The following is a 20,846-nucleotide window of genomic DNA, read 5'->3' on the forward strand; positions in this document are numbered from 1 at the left end:
TCAGCACAGGATCCAGCCGGAGCTGACCGTGTAGTGGCCCACCGCTCCCCTGATCCAGACGCAGCGGTGGCCGGCGTTCACGGTCACCGGTCCCGCGTGGTACTTGTAGCGGCCCTTGTCGACGACCGGCCGGTTGCCGCGCGCCTGAACGCTCACCGACATGCTCTGGGCGGCCCCGGAGTTCCTGGCGACGGTGACGGCGCAGACGTAGTCGCCCCGCTTGTAGACATGGGTGACGCCGGATCTGAACGGCAGGGTGCGCACCTCGTGCCCGGCGCAACTGCCGGACACGGCCTGCGCGGTACCCGTCGCCGTGAGCGCGAGCGCTCCGGACGCGGCCAGCACGGCCGCGCCGAGCGCCAGCCGCCGGCGTATCGCACCACTGTCCACTGTCGTCCTCCCCGTACCCGGTCTCACACCCCGTGCCCGTACTGATGTACGGACGCACGGGTGTGTCGGATGGTTGCACGACCGTCATCGATGCGACTCGGCCGGGCCCCTCACGGACCCGGCCGACACGGGGCTCAGCGGGCGGCGCCGACCGGCTCCTCCGGCTCGGACCGTCCGATGAAGGTACGCCACAGCTCCGCGTACCGGCCGCCGCGGGCCAGCAGTTCCTCGTGGGTGCCGTCCTCGGCGACCCGGCCGCGGTCCATCACCACCACCCGGTCCGCGCGGGCCGCGGTGGTGAGGCGGTGGGCCACCACCAGCGTGGTACGGCGGCCCGCCAGGCGATCGGTGGCGTGGTTGACCTGGGCCTCGGTGGCCAGGTCCAGGGCGGCCGTGGCCTCGTCGAGGAGCAGCACGTCCGGGTCGACCAGTTCGGCGCGGGCCAGGGCGATCAGCTGGCGCTGGCCCGCCGAGAGGTTGCGGCCGCGTTCGGCGACCTCGTGCAGATAACCGCCCTCCAGCGTGGCGATCATCTCGTGCGCGCCGACCGCCCGGGCCGCCGCCTCGACCGCGGCGTCGTCGGCGTCGGGGCGGCCGTAGGCGATGGCGTCGCGGACGGTGCCCGGGAAGAGGTACGCCTCCTGCGGGACCACCCCGAGCCGGTGCCGGTAGGAGGTGAGGTCCAGTCCGCGCAGGTCGACGCCGTCGACCGTGACCCGCCCCGCGGTCGGGTCGTAGAACCGCGCCACCAGCTTGACGAGGGTCGACTTGCCGGCGCCCGTCTCGCCGACGAAGGCCACCGTCTGCCCGGCCGGTATCCGCAGGTCGATGCCGGACAGCGCCTCCTCCTCGTCTCCATACGCGAAGTGCACGTCCTCGAAGGCGATGTCACCCCGCAGGGACGTCACCTCGCGGGGTTGCGCGGCGGACCGCGTGGACGTCGGCTCGCGCAGCAGTTCCTGGATGCGGCCCAGCGAGACGGTGGCCTGCTGGTAGCCGTCGAAGACCTGGGAGAGCTGCTGGACGGGCGCGAAGAACAGGTCGATGTAGAGCAGGTACGCCACCAGGGCGCCGGTCGTGAGCGTGGCCGCCTCCACCCGGCCCGCGCCCGCGATCAGCACGGCCGCCGCGGCGACCGAGGACAGCAGCTGCACGAACGGGAAGTAGATCGATATCAGCCACTGGCCGCGGACGCGGGCGCGCCGGTAGGCGTCGCTGCGCTCGGTGAACCGCCGACCGCCGTCCCGCTCCCGCCGGAAGGCCTGCACGATCCGCAGCCCGGCCACGGTCTCCTGGAGGTCGGCGTTCACCGTCGAGACGCGCTCACGGGCGAGTTCGTACGCCTTCACGCTGGCCCGGCGGAAGAAGAAGGTGGCCACGGCCAGCGGGGGCAGGGTGGCGAAGACGACGAGGGCGAGCTGTACGTCGAGCACCAGCAGGGCGCCCATGATGCCGAAGAACGTGACGACCGAGACGAACGCGGTGACCAGACCCGTCTGGAGGAACGTCGACAGGGCGTCGACGTCGGTCGTCATGCGCGTCATGATCCGGCCGGTCAGCTCGCGCTCGTAGTAGTCCAGGCCGAGCCGCTGGAGCTGCGCGAAGATCTTCAGCCGCAACGAGTACAGCACGCGTTCGCCGGTACGGCCGGTCATCCGGGTCTCGCCGATCTGCGCGGCCCACTGCACCAGCACGGTCAGCAGGGCGAGCAGGGAGGCCGACCACACCGCGCCGATCGCCGTCTTCGTGACACCGGAGTCGATGCCGTGCCGGATCAGCACCGGCAGCAGCAGGCCGGCGCCCGCGTCCACGGCGACCAGCAGCAGGCTGACGAGGAGGGGCGACCCGAAACCGCGCAGCAGCCGGCGCAGGCCGTAGGAGTCCTCGGGCAGGACCGCGCGGTCCTCGTCGATGTCCGGGGTGTCGGTGGCCGGGGGCAGCGCCTCGACCTGGGCGAGGAGTTCCGGGGTGGCCGGGGTGCCGGCGAGCGCCGGGTCCTTCGGCGCGCGGTCGCCGGTCCACAGCCGGGGGGTCACGCCCCGCTCGGCGTCGAACTCGGCGTCCAGCTCCTCGCGGACGGAGACGTCCTCCCGCGGCCCGGCCGGCAGGGCGTGGCCCGGGGAGACCCCGCCCAGCTCGTCGGGGTCGGTGAGCAGGCGGCGGTAGAGGGGCGAGCGCTCCTGGAGCTCCTCGTGGGTGCCCAGGTCGGCGAGCCGGCCGCCGTCCAGGACGGCGATGCGGTCGGCGAGGTTCAGGGTGGAGCGGCGGTGGGCGATGAGGAGGGTGGTACGGCCCTGCATCACCTGCTTCAGCGCCTCGTGGATCTCGTGCTCGACCCGGGCGTCCACGGCCGAGGTGGCGTCGTCCAGGACCAGCAGGCGCGGGTCGGTGAGCAGGGCGCGGGCGAGCGCGATGCGCTGGCGCTGGCCGCCGGAGAGGGTGAGGCCGTGCTCGCCGACCGTGGTGTCGTAGCCGTCGGGCAGCTCGGTGATGAAACGGTCCGCCTGGGCGGCGCGGGCAGCGGCCTCGATCTCCTCCCGCGTGGCGTCCGGGCGGCCGTAGGCGATGTTGTTGCGGACGGTGTCGGAGAAGAGGAACGAATCTTCAGGGACGAGCCCGATGGCCGCCCTGAGCGACTCCAGGGTCAGCTCGCGCACGTCGTGGCCGCCGATCAGGACGGCACCGTGGGTGACGTCGTAGAAGCGCGGGAGGAGCAGGGAGAGGGTGGACTTGCCGGAGCCGGAGGAGCCGACGACGGCGAGGGTCTCGCCGGGGCGGATCTCGAAGCTGAGTCCGTCGAGGACCGGGCGCTCGTGGTCGTACCCGAAGGACACGTCGTCGAACTCGACCGTCGCGGGCGCGTCGGCGGGCAGTTCCTTGGTGCCGTCCCGCAGGGTCGGCTCGGTGTCGATCAGCTCCAGGACGCGTTCGGTGCCGGCGCGGGCCTGCTGGCCGACCGTGAGGACCATCGCGAGCATCCGGACCGGGCCGACCAGCTGGGCCAGGTAGGTGGAGAAGGCCACGAAGGTGCCGAGCGTGATGTGGCCGCGTACGGCGAGCCAGCCGCCGAGGGCCAGCATGGCGACCTGGCCGAGCGCCGGGACGGCCTGGAGGGCCGGGGTGAACTTGCTGTTCAGGCGGATCGTGCGCAGGCGGCCCGCGAAGAGGCGGCGGCCGACCTCGCGCAGCTTGCCGGTCTCCTGGTCCTCCTGCCCGAAGCCCTTCACCACGCGCACGCCGCCGACCGCGCCGTCGACCACTCCGGCGACGGCGGCGGCCTGGGCCTGGGCGTACCAGGTAGCGGGGTGCAGCCTGGTGCGGCTGCGCCGGGCGATCCAGCCGAGGGCGGGTGCGACGGCCAGGGCGACCAGGGTCAGCGGCAGGGACAGCCACGCCATGATCACCAGGGAGATCAGGAAGAGCAGGACGTTCCCGATGGTCATCGGGAGCATGAAGAGCAGGCCCTGGATCAGCTGGAGATCGCTGGTGGCCCGGCCGACGACCTGCCCGGTGGACAGCTCGTCCTGGCGGCGGCCGTCCAGCCGGGTGATCGTGCCGTACATCTCGGTCCGCAGGTCGTGCTGGACGTCCAGGGCGAGCCGGCCGCCGTAGAAGCGGCGGACGTAGGTGAGGGCGTAGACGAGGACGGCCGCGCCGGTCAGGGCGCCGGCCCAGGGGGCCATGCCGCGGGTGTGGTCGCCGATCACGTCGTCGATGATCACCTTGGTGATCAGCGGGACGACGGCCATCACGGCCATGCCGGCCAGCGAGGAGCCGAGGGCGAGGACCACGTCCTTGGGGTAGCGCCAGGCATAGCCCGCCAGCCGTCTTGCCCATCCCCGTTGCGGTACCACGCCGGTGCCTCCTGTTTTTCGACCTGCTCTACCGGAAGGCACCAACACTGGCGGCGGACGATTTCATCCCGCCGTAACAATTGGCGGGGGGTGGAGGGCGGCGACGGCCGGTGCGGTGGGGCGGCCGACCCGGGTGCGCTGGACCGGCCTGGGTGCGCTGGACCGGCCCGGGTGCGCTGGACCGGCCCGGGTGCGCTGGACCGGCCCGGGTGCGCTGGACCGGCCCGGGTGCGCTGGACCGGCCCGGGTGCGCTGGACCGGCCCGGGTGCGCTGTGCGGCGGGGTGGTGGGCTCCTGGGCGCGGTGGGGGGCCTAGGGGCGCCGCCCCTTCCCGCAGGTCAGATCCTTACCCGCAAGTAGTAGAACCTCGTCGTCTGTGCCGCGTTCTGGTTGTCGTCGCTCACCAGCAGGACGCGGAGGCGGCCGTGGTGGTCACGGCCGGTGATGGTCATGCCCTCGATGTTGTCCAGCAGGGGATTCGGCTGGGGCTGCTTCGCCGTGGCTCCCAGGGAGGGGCAGGCGGACATGTCCGTCAGGAGGGTCTTCTCGACCGGCCGGACGCCGTCCTGGCCCGTAAGGTTCTCGATGCCGCTCGTGTCCGTGGCGTGGCGGGGGTCGGCCAGGTAGAGGCGGACCGTGTTGCCGACGCCCGCGGTGAAGCCGCGCTCCAGGACCAGGAGGCGGCCGTCGGGCGTGGCCTGGACCTCGGGGACGCCGAGGCCGGCGTCGGTGCGGTAGGCGTACTGGGCGGCGAGCCGGAAGCGGCCGCCCTCGGTGCGCCGCCAGGTCTGGAACCGGACGGTCCCCGGGGCGTCGCCCGCGATCGCGTACTCCATCGAGGCCAGCAGGGTGCGGCCGCCGGGCAGCAGGGTCAGTCCCTCGAAGGTCTGGTTGGCGGTGGCCCGGCCGGCCGGGGCGACCCGGAGGGAGGCCGGCACCGGGAGCCGGTCGAGGATCGTGCCGGCGCGGGAGTAGCGGCGGACGGACGGCTCGGTCTCGGAGCTGACGAGCAGGGTGCCGGCGGCGGTCCCCCCGCCCAGCCGGGGCCGGACGGGGGCCGTGTCCACGACCAGGCCCTCGGAGTCGAGGGCGGCGCCCTTCTCGTCGGCGAGGCGGACGGCCGCCTCCGGCCGCAGCGTACGGGCGTCCAGGCGGAACAGGTCGGAGCGGTCCCCCAGGGCCGCGAGCGAGCCGTCGCGGTCCACGGCGAGGGCGGAGAAGTTGCCCACGAAGGTGCCGTCGTAGGTCGTCTTGTCGAGCCCGTCGGAGAAACGGTCGATCGACACGGCGGCCGAACAGGCGTTGGCGGCTTGCGCGTCGGCGGTGGCGGGCCCGGCGGCGACCAGGGAGGTGGCCGCCGCCAGGCCGGCGGTGAGGGTGGCGAGTACGGTTCTCGGGCGCATGGCCGTCACCGTAGGACCAGCGGGTGACGCACGGGAGTCCGCCTCGTGAAGGGCCGGCCCCGCGGCGACACGCACCGGGACCGACGCCGCGTGAAGCGTCAGCCCGTGGCGGCACCGGGACGGACGCCTCCTGAGGCGTCAGCCCCCTGGCGGCACCGGGACGGACGCCTCCTGAAGCGTCAGCCCCCTGGCGACACCGGGACGAGCGCCGCGTGAAGCGTCAGCCCTGTGGCGGGACCGGGACGGACGCCTCGTGCGGTCGGCTGGTCGGGGTGTAGCGGGTGACGCCCGCGGCGGTCGGCACCAGGTCCTTGTGGATCGCCCTGGCCACGTTCTGGATGGTGCTCACGCCGTAGTCCATGGTGCTGTCGTCCTGCGTCAGCACCGTGATCGTGTAGTCGTGGCCGGCGCCGTTGAAGGTGCCCAGGCTGTGCACCCGCCAGCCGTGCGTGGAGCGCTCCAGCCAGCCGTTCTTGACGTGCACGGAGACGCCGGCCGGCGCCCCGGCCGGGGTGCCCCAGCGCTGGTCCGCGACGACCTGGCCCATCAGCTTCAGGATGTAGGCACGGGAGTTGTCGCTCAGCACGCCGTTCCTGGCGGTGATCAGTCCGAGCAGCTTCTGTTCGTCGGTGACGTTCTCCTGGGTGAGGCCCCAGTACCCGTCCGCGCCGGGGACGGTCTTCGTCATCCCGGCCGCGGTCAGGAAGCCCTGGACCTTCGCCGTACCGAGCTGCTTCCACAGCTTGCTCGTCGCGTCGTTGTCCGACTGGGTGATCATGGCCGTGGCGAGTTCGGCCTCGGCGTCGGTGAGGTACCGGTTGCTCTTCTTCGCGTCCCACAGCAGCGTGGCGAGCACGGTGACCTTGACGGTGCTGGCCGAGTCGAAGGCGGTGGCGGCGTTCAGGGTGCAAGTCGTGCCGGTGGAGCGGTCGTTCAGGCCGAGGGCGACGGTGCCCGTGCGGCCGGCCAGGGCGGCCGTGATGTCCTTCTTCAGCTTGGCGGCCAGGCCCGCCTTGGCGGACGTGCAGCTGACGGTGGCCGTGGGTGCCGCCGCGGCCGGGAGGGCGGCGGTGGCCGAGACGAGCACCGTGGCACCGAGGGCGGTCGCGAGCGCCCCGGTTCGGCCGGATATCCGGTGGGTCATGTGGAGCTTCCCCCTTGAACGTGTTTCGGTCGTCCTGCATGCCGTCGGGCGCGTCCCGGCACCGCCTGCCGCGGCGGCCGGAACGCTCGACGGCTGTACGCATGTTCGCAGCAAGGGAGTTGGGGCGATCAGTGGGATGGCCCATGGGACACGAGACCGTCGGTGCGGACCGGGCGCCGGGCGACGCCGGGCGACGGCGTCCAGGCCGGGGCCACCCAGTTCGCGGTCACCGACCTCATCGGGGGGGGAGCGGGACGGGCCGCGCGGCCGGCGCCGCGCGGCCCGGGGCTCAGCCCTGCGGCGGCACCGCGACGAACGCCTCGCGCGGCTGGCTGGTCGGGGTGTAGCGGGTGACGCCGGCGGCGGTCGGCACCAGGTCCTTGTGGATCGCCTTGGCGACGTTCTGGATGGTGGTCACGCCGTAGCCCATGGTGCCGTTGTCCTGCGTCAGCACCGTGATCGTGTAGTCGTGGCCGGCGCCGTTGAAGGTGCCCAGGCTGTGCACCCGCCAGCCGTGCGTGGAGCGCTCCAGCCAGCCGTTCTTGACGTGCACGGAGACGCCGGCCGGCGCCCCGGCCGGGGTGCCCCAGCGCTGCGAGGAGACGACCTGGCCCATCAGCTTCAGGATGTAGGCGCGGGAGTTGTCGCTCAGCACACTGTTCTTGGCGGTGACGAGCTTCAGGAGCTTCTGCTCGTCGTTCACGTTCTCCCGGGTCAGACCCCAGTAGCCGTCCGCGCCCGGCACGGTCTTGGTCATGCCCGCGGCGGACAGGAAGCCCTTGATCTTCGTCGTGCCGAGCTGCTTCCAGAGCTTGCTGGTCGCGGTGTTGTCCGACTGGGTGATCATGGCCTTGGCGAGCGACTGCTCGGTGGTGGTCAGGTACCGGTTGTGCTTCTTGGCGTCCCACAGCAGCGTGGCGAGCACGGTGACCTTGACGGTGCTGGCCGAGTCGTAGGCGCTGGTGGCACGCAGGGTGCAGGTCGTCTTGGTGCTGCGGTCGTACAGGCCGATGGCGACGGTGCCCTTGCGGTTCGCGAGGGCGGCCGTGATGTCCTTCTTCAGCTTGGCGGCCAGGCCCGCCTTGGCGGACGTGCAGGTCACGGCGGGCGCGGCCGCGGCGGCCGGGGTGGCGGCCGTGACGGTCGGTATGAGCAGCGCGGCACTGACGGCAGCCGCCAGCGCACCGGTCCGGCCGAAGGTCCGGTAGGTCATGGAAAGTTCCCCCTAGAACGTCGTACGGGCGTCCCCCTGAACGCCGTTGAGCGCACCCGTGCGCTGTCTGACTGGACTCGTCAGGGGTGCCGAAAGTTGTACGCATGTTCGCAGGGCGTGAGTTCGACGATCATGCCGGGGTGGGTCCGGGCGGGAGACACCTCGGCGGGCAGGGAACGCGTCAATCGGCGGGGCGCCCGGTCACGGCGTCCAGGGTCGCGACGTAGGGATCACAACCCTCCCCTTTCCCGTCCGGTTCGCACCCCGGGTCCGCGACCTCGACGGACCACACGGCGCGCCAAGGGCCCCGATTGCCCTTGGCGCGCTGCGTCATCAGGTCGAGGGCGTGGACCCGCAGCGCCTTGGGGCCGGCTCCGTGCTCCTGCTCCCTTTCCGTGACCGCCTCCTCCGCCTGCCGGGCCGTCAGCAGCCGGGCGGGCACGTCCACGTGCGTGGGTCCGAAGTCGGCCGTCAGGCCGTGCACGCGCCCGGCCCGGTCGATCCGCACGTCGAGGCTGCGGGGCATGGCCACCCCGCGCTCCCTGAAGCGCCAGGAGGTGACCCACCCGTCCCCGCCCTGCTCCCCGGTGGCCGGCCGTGTCACGTGCCAGGACGCCGACCCGGCCCACGGGTAGTGGACGCGCATGTAGGTGCGGGCGATGCGGTAGGCGTCCCGGGCGTCGTGCGCAGGGGTGGCGCCGGGGACGGCGAAGCCCGGGCCGGTGGCGCCGGAGAAGTCGACGGTGAGCCGGCGTCCGCCGGGCCACATCAGATCCGCCGAGACCCCTCCGCCCAGCTGGATGGACATGAACCCGTTGTAACCGTCGATACCAGGTCTGATCTGCACCCTCCCGACCTCGTACCGGCCGTCGAACGCCTGCCGTACGACCCGCTCGGCGACCGCCCGTTCGTCACCGTGCGCGTCCCGGACGCTGGAGCCGTCGACATGCTCGAGGGTGACGGCGCTGTGGAGCACGGTGATCCCGATGAGGCCGAGCGCCCCGAGGAGGACCAGGCTGGTCCTGACCCAGGCCCGCCAGGCGACCCGGCCGCGCACCGCCAGGAGCCCCGCCGCCAGACCGATGAGCCCGCCGACCGCGTTCATCTCGAGGTCGGCGCTGTCGCAGATGCCGACGACGGGGGCGAGGGTCTGGGCGAGTTCGATGAGACAGGGCAGCGCGAGCGCACCGGCGAGCACCGGTGCCGGCCGGCGCAGCGCGAGGACCCCGAAGAACCCGAGCGGCACGAACATGGCCAGGTTCCACTGCCCCTGGGTGGTGTACAGCGGCTCGGTGATCTCATGGTTGATCACACACTCGGCGGGCCCGCCGCCCTCCCCGGCCCGCAGCGCGAGGGTGACCCCGAGCACGCCGGTGAGGCAGAACACGAACGGCGGCCACCAGAGGGCGTGCGCGGCCCGCAGCCGCCGGGCCGCCCACCACCCCGTCCCGCCGAGCACGGCGCCGAGGGCGGTGAGACCGCCCAGGAAGCCGTGGTCATCACCGAACACTGCCTCGAACACGCCCTGCTCCCCCGTTGGCGACGGCCTGGTCAGGGCCGCGTACACATGATCACCACGGAGGACGACCGCACCGGCCGGCACAGTTCCGCCCCGGCGGTGCCGCGCTCTGGCGCAAGGCCGGACCGAACGGCTCGGGCAGCGCCGGCATCAGGGTCTGGCGAGGACCACGGCGAGCCGGTACTCGTTCGGCTCCTATGGGGCGTTCTTCACCGACTCGATGGTGAGGTGTGTCACTCGCCCAGGTGTGTCGGGGCGAACATCCGCAAAACGGCGGGGAGTACGACCACCGAGGGGCCGGGGGTGGCCAGGGCCTTCGCCAGGTCCTCCGCCAGGGTCTCCGGGGTCGTACGGACACCCGGGACACCGAAGGACTCGGCCAGGGCCACGTAGTCCGGGCGGGTCAGTTCCGTCGCCGTCGCCTGGCCGAAGGCGTCCGTCATGTACTCGCGGAGGATGCCGTAGCCGCCGTCGTCGACGATCAGCCAGGTGACCGGGAGCCCGTACTGCCTCGCCGTCGCCAGCTCGGCGATCGAGTACAGGGCTCCGCCGTCGCCGGACACCGCCAGCACCGGACGGGTGGGGTCGGCCGCCGCCGCGCCGAGGGCCGCCGGGAAGCCGTAGCCGAGGCCGCCGGCGCCCTGGGCCGAGTGCATCGAGTTCGCGCCGCGGGGGTCGAACGCCGACCAGGCCCAGTACGCCAGGATCGTCATGTCCCAGAAGGACGGGGAGCCGGCGGGGAGCGCCCGGCGCACGGACGCCAGCACGTCCTGCTCCAGGGTGAGTTCCTGGGACGCGATGCGGTCGGCGACCTTTCCGAGCAGCTCCCGCACCCTGCCCGGCGCCGACTCGTCGGTCCGGTCGGCCACCGTCTCCAGCAGGGCCTGGAGAGCCAGGCGCGCGTCCGCGTGGATGCCCAGGGCGGGGTGGTTCGACTCCAGCTTGCCGGCGTCCGCCTCGATCTGGATCACTCGGCCACGGGGCTTGAACGTGTGGTAGTTGGAGGACAGTTCACCGAGGCCCGAGCCGACCACCAGCAGGACGTCCGCGTCCTCCAGGAAGTCCGTGGTGTGGCGGTCCTCCAGCCAGGACTGCATCGACAGCGGGTGCTCCCAGGGGAACGCGCCCTTGCCGCCGAACGTCGTCACCACGGGCGCGTCCAGCTTCTCGGCGAGCTGGAGCAGCTTGCCGGAGGCGTCGGACCGTACGACCCCGCCGCCCGCGATGATCGCCGGGCGGGCCGCGTTCGACAGCAGGGCGGCGGCCACCGCCGTCAGCTCGGGGCGCGGGGCCAGGTCGTCCGGGGTCGCGTCCATGGCCGTCACCACCGGCAGCGACGCCTCGGCGAGGAGGACGTCCTGCGGGATCTCCACCCACACCGGGCCGTGCGGGGCCGTCAGCGCCGACCGCCAGGCCGCCGCGACGGCGGAGGGGATCTGGGACTGGGTGCGGACGGTGTGGACCGACTTGACGACGCCGCGGAACGAGGCCGCCTGGTCGGGGAGTTCGTGGAGGTAGCCGTGCCGGCCGCCGCCGAGGCCCGCCGTGGGGATCTGGCTGCTGATCGCCAGGACGGGGGCGGAGGCGGCCGCCGCCTCCTGGAGGGCCGCGAGCGAGGTCAGCGCGCCCGGTCCCGTCGAGAGCAGGAGCGGGGCCGCCTCACCGGTGATCCTGCCGTACGCGTCGGCCGCGAAGCCCGCGTTGTTCTCCACCCTGAGGCCGATGTAGCGCAGCGAGGAGCGGCGCAGGGCGTCGAACATGCCGAGCGCGTGCTGGCCGGGCAGGCCGAAGACCGTCGTCGCGCCGAGCCCGGCCAGCGTCTCCACGACCAGGTCTCCGCCGTTGCGGCCCGGGGGCGGGTTCAGCGCGGCCTCCGTCTGCGCGGGCGTCGGGCGGAGTACCAGGTCGTGGTCGTGAGTCACTGCTCTCGATCCCCCTAAGGAGCGTCAGGCGTTGCGGGCCGCCGCGATCTGGCGGCTCATGATGGTGGTCAGTTCGTAGGCCGTGTGGGAGGCCGCGACCGAGGTGATCTCGGCGTGGTCGTACGCCGGGGCGACCTCGACCACGTCCGCCGAGACCAGGTTGCAGGACGCCAGGCCGCGCAGGATCTCCAGCAGCTCGCGGGAGGTCATGCCGCCCGCCTCCGGGGTGCCGGTGCCGGGCGCGTGGGCCGGGTCGAGACAGTCGATGTCGATGGAGATGTACAGCGGGCGGTCGCCGATGCGCTGGCGCAGCTGGTCGGCGACCTCGTCGGCGCCGCGGCGGTAGATGTCCGCGGAGGTGACGATGCCGAAGCCCATCTTCTCGTCGTCGGTCAGGTCCTGCTTGCCGTAGAGCGGGCCGCGGGTACCGACGTGGGAGAGCGCCTCGGTGTCGAGGATGCCCTCCTCGACCGCGCGGCGGAACGGGGTGCCGTGGGTGTACTCGGCGCCGAAGTAGGTGTCCCAGGTGTCCAGGTGGGCGTCGAAGTGCAGCAGGGCGACCGGGCCGTGCTTCTTCGCGACCGAGCGGAGCAGCGGCAGCGCGATGGTGTGGTCGCCGCCGAGGGTCATCAGGCGGGCGCCGGTGCCGAGCAGGTCGTCGGCCGCGGCCTCGATGGTGTCGACGGCCTCGTTGATGTTGAACGGGTTCACGGCGATGTCGCCGCCGTCCGCGACCTGGGCGAGGGCGAAGGGGGAGGCGTCCTGCGCGGGGTTGTAGGGGCGCAGCAGCCGGGACGCCTCGCGGATGGCGTTGCCGCCGAAGCGGGCGCCCGGCCGGTACGAGACGCCGGAGTCGAACGGCACGCCCACGACGGCAACGTCGGCGGTGCCGACCTCGTCCAGGCGGGGCAGCCGGGCGAAGGTCGCGGGGCCGGCGTACCGCGGGATGCGGGAGGAGTCGACGGGGCCGCGGGGCGTCTCGTTGCTGCTCATAGTGAAATGCCTTCTTTCTTGCGCTTTGTCGCGCATGTACTGCTTGCCATACGACTCTACTGGTGAGCCGGGACCGGTTCGGACGCGAGTTCGGGGGATCGTCCGGCGAGGCGCTCGCGCCAGGTGGCGAGGACCGCCTCGTCGGTGGGCTTCGTCGCCAGGGAGACGGCGACGTAGACCGCGAGGGAGGCCAGCAGGCCGTAGTAGACGGGCTCGTTGGCGAGGATGCCGTAGCCGGCCATCAGGCCGATGACGGCGAGGCCGCCGACGATCACGGAGGCCAGCGCGCCCTGGACCGTGCCGCGCTTCCACAGCAGGCCGCCGAGGATGGGCACCAGCAGGCCGCCGACGAGGAGGTTGTAGGCCACGGTGAGCGCCTCGACCACGTTGTTCAGCGCGATCGCCGTGCCGATCACGGCCAGGCCCATGATCAGGATGAAGGCGCGGTTGCCCGCGACCTCGTCGTGCTCCTCGCCGTCGCGCCGGACGATCCCGCGCAGCCGCGACCAGATGTCGTTGTTGGCGACGGTGGCGCAGGCGATCAGGGCGCCGGAGGAGGTCGACATCACGGCGGCCAGGGCGGCGGCCAGCACCAGGCCGCGCACGCCGACGGGGAGTTCGTCCTTGACGATGGTGGCGAAGGCGTCGTCCGGGCTGCCGAGCTTGGGGTAGAGCACCTTGGCGGCCGTACCGATCACCGCGCCGGCGAGCGCGTAGACCAGGCAGTAGGTTCCGGCCACCGTGCCGCTCCACTTGGCGGTCTTGTCGCTGCGGGCGGTGAAGACGCGCTGCCAGATGTCCTGGCCGATCAGCATGCCGAACGTGTAGATCAGGACGTAGGTGAAGATCGTCTCGCCGCCGATGCCCAGCGGGTCGAAGTACGAGGTCGGCAGCTCGGCCTTCATCTCCGCGAAGCCGCCGGCCTTGACCACCGCGATCGGCAGCAGGAGCAGGAGCACGCCGACGGTCTTCACGACGAACTGGACCATGTCGGTCAGCGTGATGGACCACATGCCGCCGAGGGTCGAGTACGCGACGACGATCGCGCCGCCGATGATGATCGAGACCGTGCGGTTCAGGTCGAACAGGACGTCGAAGATGGTGGCGTAGGCGATGGTCGAGGTCACCGCCAGCATCAGGGTGTACGCCCACATGACCACGCCCGAGATCACGCCGGCCCGGCCGCCGTAGCGCAGGTCGAGCATCTCGGAGACGGTGTAGACCTTCAGGCGGGCGATGCGCGCGGAGAAGAACACCGACAGGGCGAGCAGGCCGAGGCCGATGGTGAAGACCATCCAGGCGCCGGAGAGGCCGTACTGGTAGCCGAGGCCCACGCCGCCGATGGTGGACGCGCCGCCGAGGACGATCGCCGCCATGGTGCCGGAGTACATGGCGGGGCCGAGGCGCCGGCCCGCCACCAGGAACTCGCTCTTGGACTTGGCGCGGCGCATGCCCCACCAGCCCATGGCCAGCATGCCGGCGAGATAGACGACGATCACTGTGTAGTCGACGGCCATGTGGGGCCCTCCTTCGCGCACTGTCGGTGGCGTGTCGTGCAGAGACGGGGTTCCTCCGGGCGGGCCCCTCGGAAAGAAGGGGTGCTCCGGAGACCGGTGTGACGGCAGCGGATCGCGGGGACATCCGCCCGTACCCGCGGCTGCCGTTCGATGTCGACACTAGGTGGCTGGAAAGCGACTGCGAAGAGTACGTTTCATCCATATGAACGGGGCGGGATGGAGGAAACGCACATCATGCCGGAGACGATCACCCCAGCCGTCCCACCGACCCCACCGGTCACGCTGTCGGCCCTGCTGGCCCGGGAGGACCTGGGGCTGCGGCAGATCGCCGGGCCGACGGACCCGGGGATCGTGATCCACTGGGCGCACACCTCGGAGATGGCCGACCCGTACCCGTACCTGCTGGGCGGCGAGCTGCTGCTGACGGCCGGGGTGCACATCCCGGAGGGCCCGGACGGGAGCGCGTACTTCGACGACTACGTCTCCCGGATCGTCGCGGCGGGCGGCGCGGCGCTCGGCTTCGGTCTGGCGCCCGTGCACGACTCGGTGCCGCGGGCCCTGGTCGCCGCCTGCGAGAGCCACCGCCTGCCGCTGCTGGAGGTCCCGCCGCAGACCACGTTCTCCGGCGTGGCCCGCGCGGTGTGGCAGTTGATGGCGCAGGCCAGGCTGGCGGAGCTGCGGCGCGTCACCGAGGCCCAGCAGAGCCTCGCGGCGGCCGCCGCACGCCAGGATCCGGTCCCGTCCGTGCTACGCCAGCTGGCCCAGCGCCTGGGCGGCCGGGCGGTGCTGTACGGCCCCGACGGCACGGAGGTCGCGGGGGCGGGCCGCGAGCCGACGGCCGGAGCGGGGGCGGGCCGGGAGCCCGCGGAGAGCGCCGGGACGGGCCGCGAGCCGGTGGAGGGCGCGCGGACGGGCCGAAAGCCGACGGCGGTAGCGGCGGCGGGCCGGGAATCCGCGGAGAGCGCCGGGACGGGCCGGGAGGCGGTGGAGGGCGCGCGGACGGGCCGGGGGGCCGTGGAGAGCGCCAGGACGGGCCGAAAGCCGACGGCGGGAGCGGCGGCGGACCGGGAACCCGCGGAGAGCGCCGGGACGGGCCGAAAGCCGACGGCGGGAGCGGCGGCGGACCGGGAACCCGCGGAGAGCGCCGGGACGGGCCGCGAGCCGGTGGAGGGCACGCGGACGGGCCGGGAGGCGGTGGAGAGCGCCGGGGCGGCGCTGGCGGCGCTGGCCGGGGTGGTCAGGCCGGCGGCCAGGACGACGACACCACCGGACCCCACCGACCGCCGGCCCCACGCCCCGGGCACACCCCCCGCTCCGGCCACCCGGCCCCAGCCGGCCACCACCCCGCCGGGCACCCGGCCCACCCCTGCCACCCCACCTGCCCGGCCGCAGCCGGCCACCACCCCGTCGGCCGCCCCCGGCACTCTCCCGCACCGCCCGCAGCCCACCTCCGCCACCGACGCCTTCGGCGCCACCCACCTCGCCGTGTACGCCCTCGGCGCCGGCGAGGGGTTCGTGCTCGGGGTGGCCACCCCCCGCCGGGAGCCCGGCGATCACACCATCGCCTCCGTCGCCGCCGTGCTGCTGACCCTGCTGACCGGGGAGCACCAGAGCGGGGCCGGCGCGGCCCGGTCCTCCGCGCTGGTCCGGCTGCTGCTGGGCGCCCCGCCCGGCGAGGTGGCCCCGCTGCTCGGCAGCGGGCGGTGGCTCGTCGTGCACGCCCGGCCGGAGGCCCAGGCCCCGGACCCGGTCGCCGGCTCCGCGCTCGGCGCCGCCCTGGGTTCGCCGCTGGTCGACGTCGGTGGTGACGTCGTACGGGTGCTGGTGCCGGCGGACCGGGACCCGGCGCCGCAGCCCGGCTGGACGCTGGGGGTGAGCGCCCCGGCCGAGCCGCACGAGTGGCCGGCCGCAGACACCCAGGCCGCCCGGGCCCTCGCCCGCGCCCGCGCCACCCGCGCCCCGCTGCTCCGGCACGCCGCCCGGCCGGCGCTGGCGGACCTGGTGCCCCCGGCGGACGCCGAGACGCACGCCCGCACCCTGCTCGCCCCGCTCGCGGGGCAGTCCGCGCTCACCGAGACCCTGCGTACCTGGCTGTCGCTGCACGGCAGTTGGGACCGTACGGCGGTGGCGCTGGGCGTGCACCGCAACACCGTGCGGCAGCGGATCGCCCGCTGCGCGGGCCTGTTGGCCGCCGATCTGGACGATCCGGACGTACGCATGGAGCTGTGGTTCGCGCTGCGGCGGGACTGACGGCGGGGGCGGGTGAGACCCGTCCCAGCCGCCGATATGCCGAAGACTCCCGCGGTGTACTGCCCCACAATGGAAGGCATGCCGATATCCGGGACACCCAGCCGCGCCCAGCTCGTCGACCACCTGGTGCGAACCCGTATCGCGGGGGACGTCGCCACGCCCCGCGAGAACAACCTCTCCCACTACCGTCAGCTCGCCAACGGTGTCCGCAACTTCTGGTTCGGCCTGGAACTGGGCGACCGCTGGGCGGACGAGCAGGACGTGCTCGCGGTCATGGCCGAACGGGTGGGCGTCAACGACGATCCCGAGTACCGGTACGGCCAGGACACCATCGACCCCGAACTGACCGTGGACGCGCTGGAGCGGATGGCGGCACGGCTGCGCAAGGCTGCCGAGGGACGCCAGCGGGTGCTGTTCGCGACCGGCCACCCGGGCGGCCTGCTGGACGTGCACCGGGCCACGGCCGCCGCGCTGCGCGCCGCCGGCTGCGAGATCGTGGTCATCCCGGACGGGCTCCAGACGGACGAGGGTTACGTGATGCAGTTCGCGGACGTCGCCGTGCTGGAGCACGGGGCGACGCTGTGGCACACCCACTCCGGGGAGCCGATGCGGGCCATTCTGACCGGACTCGAGCGCGAGGGGCGCCCGCTGCCGGACCTGGTGGTCGCCGACCACGGCTGGGCCGGGTACGCGGGACAGCACGGCGTCGACTCCGTCGGCTACGCCGACTGCAACGACCCGGCGCTGTTCCTCGCCGAGGCGGAGGGCACCGTGCAGGTGGTCGTCCCCCTCGACGACCACGTGGTCAGCCCGCGCTACTACGACCCCATGACGGCGTACCTGCTCGCCGCGGCGGACCTGTCCTGACCTGACGGGGAGACAGAAATGGGGTGCGGCCCCGCAGTCGGGGCCGCACGTCGTGGTCGGTTCGTGCCCGGATCAGTGGCCGCCACCGCCGTAGTCGCCACCACCGCCGTAGTCGCCACCGCCGCCGTAGTCGCCGCCACCGTGGTCGCCGCCGTAGTCGCCACCGCCGTGATCGCCGCCGTAGTCGCCGTGATCGCCGCCGTAGTCGCCGTGGTCACCGCCGTAGTCGCCGTAGTCGCCGTGGTCACCGCCGTAGCCGGAATCGTCCTCGTCGTCGCCCCACGAGCCGTGGTCGCCACTGTCCCAGCTGCTGTAGGAGTCGTGGTCGCCGTGGTCCGAGCAGGCGAACGCGGTTCCGGCCGTGCCGAGCGCCGCTCCGCCGGCCAGCAGCACGCCGGAGGCGGACAACGCGACAAGGCGCCTGATGCGCTGTGATCGCATGGGATTACCTTCCATCTCCATCGTCTCTCGCGGCTCCTTCAGGGGAGGCTGCGAGGCGGATGGCCGTCGCCGCGGCAAAAGGGGAAGTGCGGCGCGGTCTTGAGGTGTCACCGCAGCCGGATCGTACGAAACGGCGCATTCACCGATACCCCCACAGGCCGCCCGGCGCGTGGTCGCGTCTTCGGGGCGCTGCAACCTGGGGTTCCGAGGTTCCGGAACCCCGTGTATGGGGCATGCCGTTTCCTGCGGCTTTCACTCAGAGAGCCTAGTCCCGCTCGCGTCACTCGTCATCTCGAACGGCTCTCCCCTCACTGCCGCCTCGGTACGCGCACCACGCCCTCCTGGATGACCGTGATGGCCAGCCGCCCGTCCTGGGTGTAGATGCGCGCCTGGCCGAGGCCCCGGCCGCCGTGCGCGGACGGCGACTCCTGGTCGTACAGCAGCCACTCGTCGGCGCGGAAGGGCCGGTGGAACCACATCGCGTGGTCCAGCGAGGCGCCCACGACGTCGCCGACGGCCCAGCCGCCGCGTCCGTGCGCGAGCAGCACGGAGTCGAGCAGGGTCATGTCGGAGACGTAGGTGGCGAGGACGACGTGCAGCAGGGGTTCGTCGACGGCGCCGCCGAGCTTGCCGTTGGTGCGGAACCACACCTGGGAGTGCGGTTCGCGCGGCTCTCCGTACTGCCCGTACGGGGGCTCGTCCACGTACCTGAGGTCGATCGCCTCGCGGGCCTCGAGGAACCTCTCGACGACCTCGGGGGCGAGATGGCCGTAGCCGCGCAGCCGCTCCTGGGAGGTGGGCAGGGTCGCCGGGTCGGGCGAGGCGGGCATCGCCGCCTGGTGCTCCAGCCCCTCCTCGTACGCCTGGAAGGACGCCGAGAGATGGAAGATCGGCTTGCCGTGCTGGACGGCGACCACCCGGCGGGTGGTGAAGGACCGGCCGTCACGGATGCGGTCCACGGTGTAGACGATCGGCGCGCCGGGGTCGCCGGGGCGCAGGAAGTACGCGTGCAGGGAGTGAGCGGGCCGGTCCGCGGGGACCGTCCGTCCGGCGGCGACCAGCGCCTGCGCCGCGACCTGCCCGCCGAAGACGCGCGGGACGACGGCGGAGCGGGACCGGCCGCGGAAGATGTTCTCCTCGATCTGCTCCAGGTCGAGCAGATCGAGGAGATCCTGGAGTGCCTGGCTCATGGCTTGTGGTCGTACCCGCCAGTGATCGCGGGGACCTTACAGGCCCATGTCCTTGGCGATGATCGACTTCATGATCTCGCTGGTGCCGCCGTAGATGCGGTTGACGCGGTTGTCCGCGTACAGGCGGGCGATCGGGTACTCGTTCATGTAGCCGTAGCCGCCGTGCAGCTGGAGGCAGCGGTCGATCACGCGGTGGGCGACCTCGGTGCAGAAGAGCTTCGCGGAGGCGGCCTCGGCGGGGGTCAGCTCACCGGCGTCCAGGGCCTCGGTCGCGCGGTCGGCGACGGCCTCGGCGGCGTCCACCTCGGCCTGGCAGGCGGCCAGCTCGAACTTGGTGTTCTGGAAGTGGGCGACCGGCTTGCCGAAGACGGTGCGCTCCTGCACGTACTGCTTGGCGAACCGGACGGCGGCCTTGGCCTGCGCGTAGGCGCCGAAGGCGATGCCCCAGCGCTCGGAGGCCAGGTTGTGGCCGAGGTAGTAGAAGCCCTTGTTCTCCTCGCCGAGCAGGTCCTCGACCGGCACCTTGACGTCGACGAAGGCCAGCTCGGCGGTGTCGGAGGTGCGCAGGCCCAGCTTGTCGAGCTTGCGGCCGACGGAGTAGCCCTCGGACTTGGTGTCCACGGCGAACAGGGAGATGCCGTGGCGGCGGTCCTCGGCGGTGGGCGCGGCCGTACGGGCGCAGACGATCACCTTGTCGGCGTGCACACCGCCGGTGATGAAGGTCTTGGCGCCGTTGAGGACGTAGTGCGTGCCGTCCTCGGACAGCTTGGCGGTGGACTTCATGCCCGCCAGGTCGGAACCGGTGCCCGGCTCCGTCATCGCGATCGCCCACATCTCCTCGCCGGAGACGAACTTCGGCAGGAAGCGCTTCTTCTGCTCGTCGGTGGCGAGCATCTTGATGTACGGGAGGGCGAGCAGCACGTGCACGCCGGAGCCGCCGAACTGGACGCCCGCACGGGCGGTCTCCTCGTAGAGGACGGCCTCGAACTTGTGGCTGTCCATGCCCGCGCCGCCGAACTCCTCGGGCACGTTGATGCCGAAGATGCCCAGCTCGCCGAGCTTGTAGTAGAAGTCGCGCGGGGCCTGGCCGGCGGCGAACCACTCGTCGTACACGGGTACGACCTCGGCCTCGATGAAGGCGCGGAGGGTCTCCCGGAACGCCTCGTGATCCTCGTTGAACACCGTACGGCGCACGCCGCCCACCTCCACGTCTGTCTAAGCGCTTGCTCAGACACGAAGATACCGGCGAGTACGCGGCAGCGTCCAGGGTGAGTTGTGCCACCCCGCCCGAAGCGGGCGGGTGGGCCGGTGCCGGTTCCCGCCGAAGGGGACGGCGGCCGGTGTCAGTTCCCGGCCTTGCCGTAGCGGCGGAAGGCGGAGGAGTCGACGGTCCAGGGGCCGAAGGGAACGGAGTCCCCGAAGATGCAGGACCCCTTGTCGGTGTAGCGCCCGGCTCAGCCCTCGGTCGTGCCCGCCGCCGTGAACGCCCCCCGGGCCATCCGGTGCAGCAGTGCCGCCGTGGTTCCCCGGCCGGGCAGCGTGCCGGCCCGGCCCAGGTGGGGCGTGGAGTTCAGCAGCCCGAACACCGAGTGGACGGCCGAGCGGGCGGCCGGCTCGGTCAGCGCCGGGTACACCTCGCGGACCACCTCCACCCACAGCTCCACGTACTGCCGCTGGAGCTGCCGCACCAGCTTGCGGTCGCTGTCGCGCAGGCGGTCCAGCTCCCGGTCGTGCAGCGTGATCAGGGGCCGGTCGTCGAGCGCGAAGTCGATGTGGCCCTCGATGAGCGAGTCCAGGACCGCCGAGGCGCCGGTGGACCCGTCCGCCTCCGCCAGCCGCCGCCTGGCCCCGGTGAGCAGCTGCCCGCTGATGCCGACCAGCAGTTCGGCCAGCATCGCGTCCTTGCCCGGGAAGTGCCGGTACAGACCGGGCCCGCTGATGCCGACCGCGGCGCCTATCTCGTCGACACCGACGCCGTGGAATCCGCGCTCGGCGAAGAGCCGGGCGGCCTCCTTGAGGATCTGCTCACGGCGGGTGGGGGCGTCGGTTCTGCTGGCCATGCCGACAATTCTAGACAGCGCGGTTAGCGGTCGTTAACCTGGAGGCGAAGGTTAACGCTCATTAACAGGTTCGACCACCTTGT

At 72.7% G+C, this 20,846-nt stretch carries 15 protein-coding genes; 2 read left to right on the forward strand and 13 right to left on the reverse strand.

Going from position 1 to position 20,846, the window contains the following annotated elements:
• The 9 genes from JK361_RS11365 to JK361_RS11405 all read right to left on the reverse strand — a co-directional run bounded on the left by JK361_RS11365 (position 1) and on the right by JK361_RS11405 (position 13,955).
• Positions 1–390 carry a hypothetical protein gene (locus tag JK361_RS11365; RefSeq protein ID WP_201815607.1) on the reverse strand — a complete coding sequence of 130 codons (390 nt, stop codon included), beginning with the start codon at positions 388–390 and terminating at the stop codon, positions 1–3.
• 134 nt (positions 391–524) lie between these two features.
• The gene (locus JK361_RS11370; RefSeq protein WP_201815608.1) at positions 525–4,244 is read right to left on the reverse strand and encodes an ABC transporter ATP-binding protein; all 3,720 of its coding nucleotides are present in this window, start codon (positions 4,242–4,244) and stop codon (positions 525–527) included.
• Positions 4,245–4,582: 338 nt separating this feature from the next.
• Complete coding sequence (locus JK361_RS11375) at positions 4,583–5,647, reverse strand: esterase-like activity of phytase family protein (protein WP_201815609.1); 1,065 nt, start codon at positions 5,645–5,647, stop codon at positions 4,583–4,585.
• 220 nt (positions 5,648–5,867) lie between these two features.
• On the reverse strand, positions 5,868–6,791 hold the full coding sequence (locus JK361_RS11380) for a serine hydrolase (RefSeq protein ID WP_201815610.1): 924 nt from the start codon (positions 6,789–6,791) through the stop codon (positions 5,868–5,870).
• Between the two features lie 289 nt (positions 6,792–7,080).
• Positions 7,081–8,004: a serine hydrolase gene (locus JK361_RS11385; protein ID WP_201815611.1), complete on the reverse strand. Its 924-nt coding sequence runs from the start codon at positions 8,002–8,004 to the stop codon at positions 7,081–7,083.
• A 181-nt stretch (positions 8,005–8,185) separates the two neighbouring features.
• Positions 8,186–9,526, reverse strand: coding sequence for a VanZ family protein (locus tag JK361_RS11390; protein WP_307787241.1), 1,341 nt, complete (start codon positions 9,524–9,526; stop codon positions 8,186–8,188).
• A gap of 230 nt (positions 9,527–9,756) precedes the next feature.
• The gene (locus JK361_RS11395) at positions 9,757–11,445 is read right to left on the reverse strand and encodes a thiamine pyrophosphate-binding protein (protein WP_201815612.1); all 1,689 of its coding nucleotides are present in this window, start codon (positions 11,443–11,445) and stop codon (positions 9,757–9,759) included.
• A 24-nt stretch (positions 11,446–11,469) separates the two neighbouring features.
• Entirely contained in the window at positions 11,470–12,438 is a 969-nt protein-coding gene (speB, locus tag JK361_RS11400) for an agmatinase (protein WP_201815613.1), read from the reverse strand.
• Positions 12,439–12,494: 56 nt separating this feature from the next.
• Entirely contained in the window at positions 12,495–13,955 is a 1,461-nt protein-coding gene (locus tag JK361_RS11405) for a sodium:solute symporter family protein (RefSeq protein ID WP_201815614.1), read from the reverse strand.
• A gap of 234 nt (positions 13,956–14,189) precedes the next feature.
• On the opposite strand from JK361_RS11405, the gene JK361_RS11410 reads away from it, so the two are divergent.
• On the forward strand, positions 14,190–16,205 hold the full coding sequence (locus JK361_RS11410; protein WP_201815615.1) for a PucR family transcriptional regulator ligand-binding domain-containing protein: 2,016 nt from the start codon (positions 14,190–14,192) through the stop codon (positions 16,203–16,205).
• A gap of 78 nt (positions 16,206–16,283) precedes the next feature.
• Positions 16,284–17,072 (forward strand): phosphatase, encoded by a 789-nt coding sequence (locus JK361_RS11415; protein ID WP_201815616.1) that lies wholly within the window; start codon positions 16,284–16,286, stop codon positions 17,070–17,072.
• A 72-nt stretch (positions 17,073–17,144) separates the two neighbouring features.
• Here the strand turns inward: JK361_RS11415 and JK361_RS11420 are convergent, their stop codons facing one another.
• From JK361_RS11420 to JK361_RS11435, 4 genes are all read right to left on the reverse strand, one after another.
• A complete protein-coding gene (locus JK361_RS11420; protein ID WP_201815617.1) occupies positions 17,145–17,513 on the reverse strand; it encodes a hypothetical protein in 369 nt (122 codons plus the stop codon).
• A 308-nt stretch (positions 17,514–17,821) separates the two neighbouring features.
• Positions 17,822–18,703, reverse strand: coding sequence for an acyl-CoA thioesterase (locus JK361_RS11425; RefSeq protein WP_201815618.1), 882 nt, complete (start codon positions 18,701–18,703; stop codon positions 17,822–17,824).
• 36 nt (positions 18,704–18,739) lie between these two features.
• Positions 18,740–19,897 carry an acyl-CoA dehydrogenase family protein gene (locus JK361_RS11430; RefSeq protein WP_201815619.1) on the reverse strand — a complete coding sequence of 386 codons (1,158 nt, stop codon included), beginning with the start codon at positions 19,895–19,897 and terminating at the stop codon, positions 18,740–18,742.
• A 260-nt stretch (positions 19,898–20,157) separates the two neighbouring features.
• Complete coding sequence (locus JK361_RS11435; RefSeq protein ID WP_201815620.1) at positions 20,158–20,763, reverse strand: SACE_7040 family transcriptional regulator; 606 nt, start codon at positions 20,761–20,763, stop codon at positions 20,158–20,160.
• Positions 20,764–20,846: the final 83 nt, after the last annotated feature.

Origin of the sequence: Streptomyces musisoli, assembly GCF_016741855.1 — a bacterium.
GTDB lineage: Bacteria > Actinomycetota > Actinomycetes > Streptomycetales > Streptomycetaceae > Streptomyces > Streptomyces musisoli.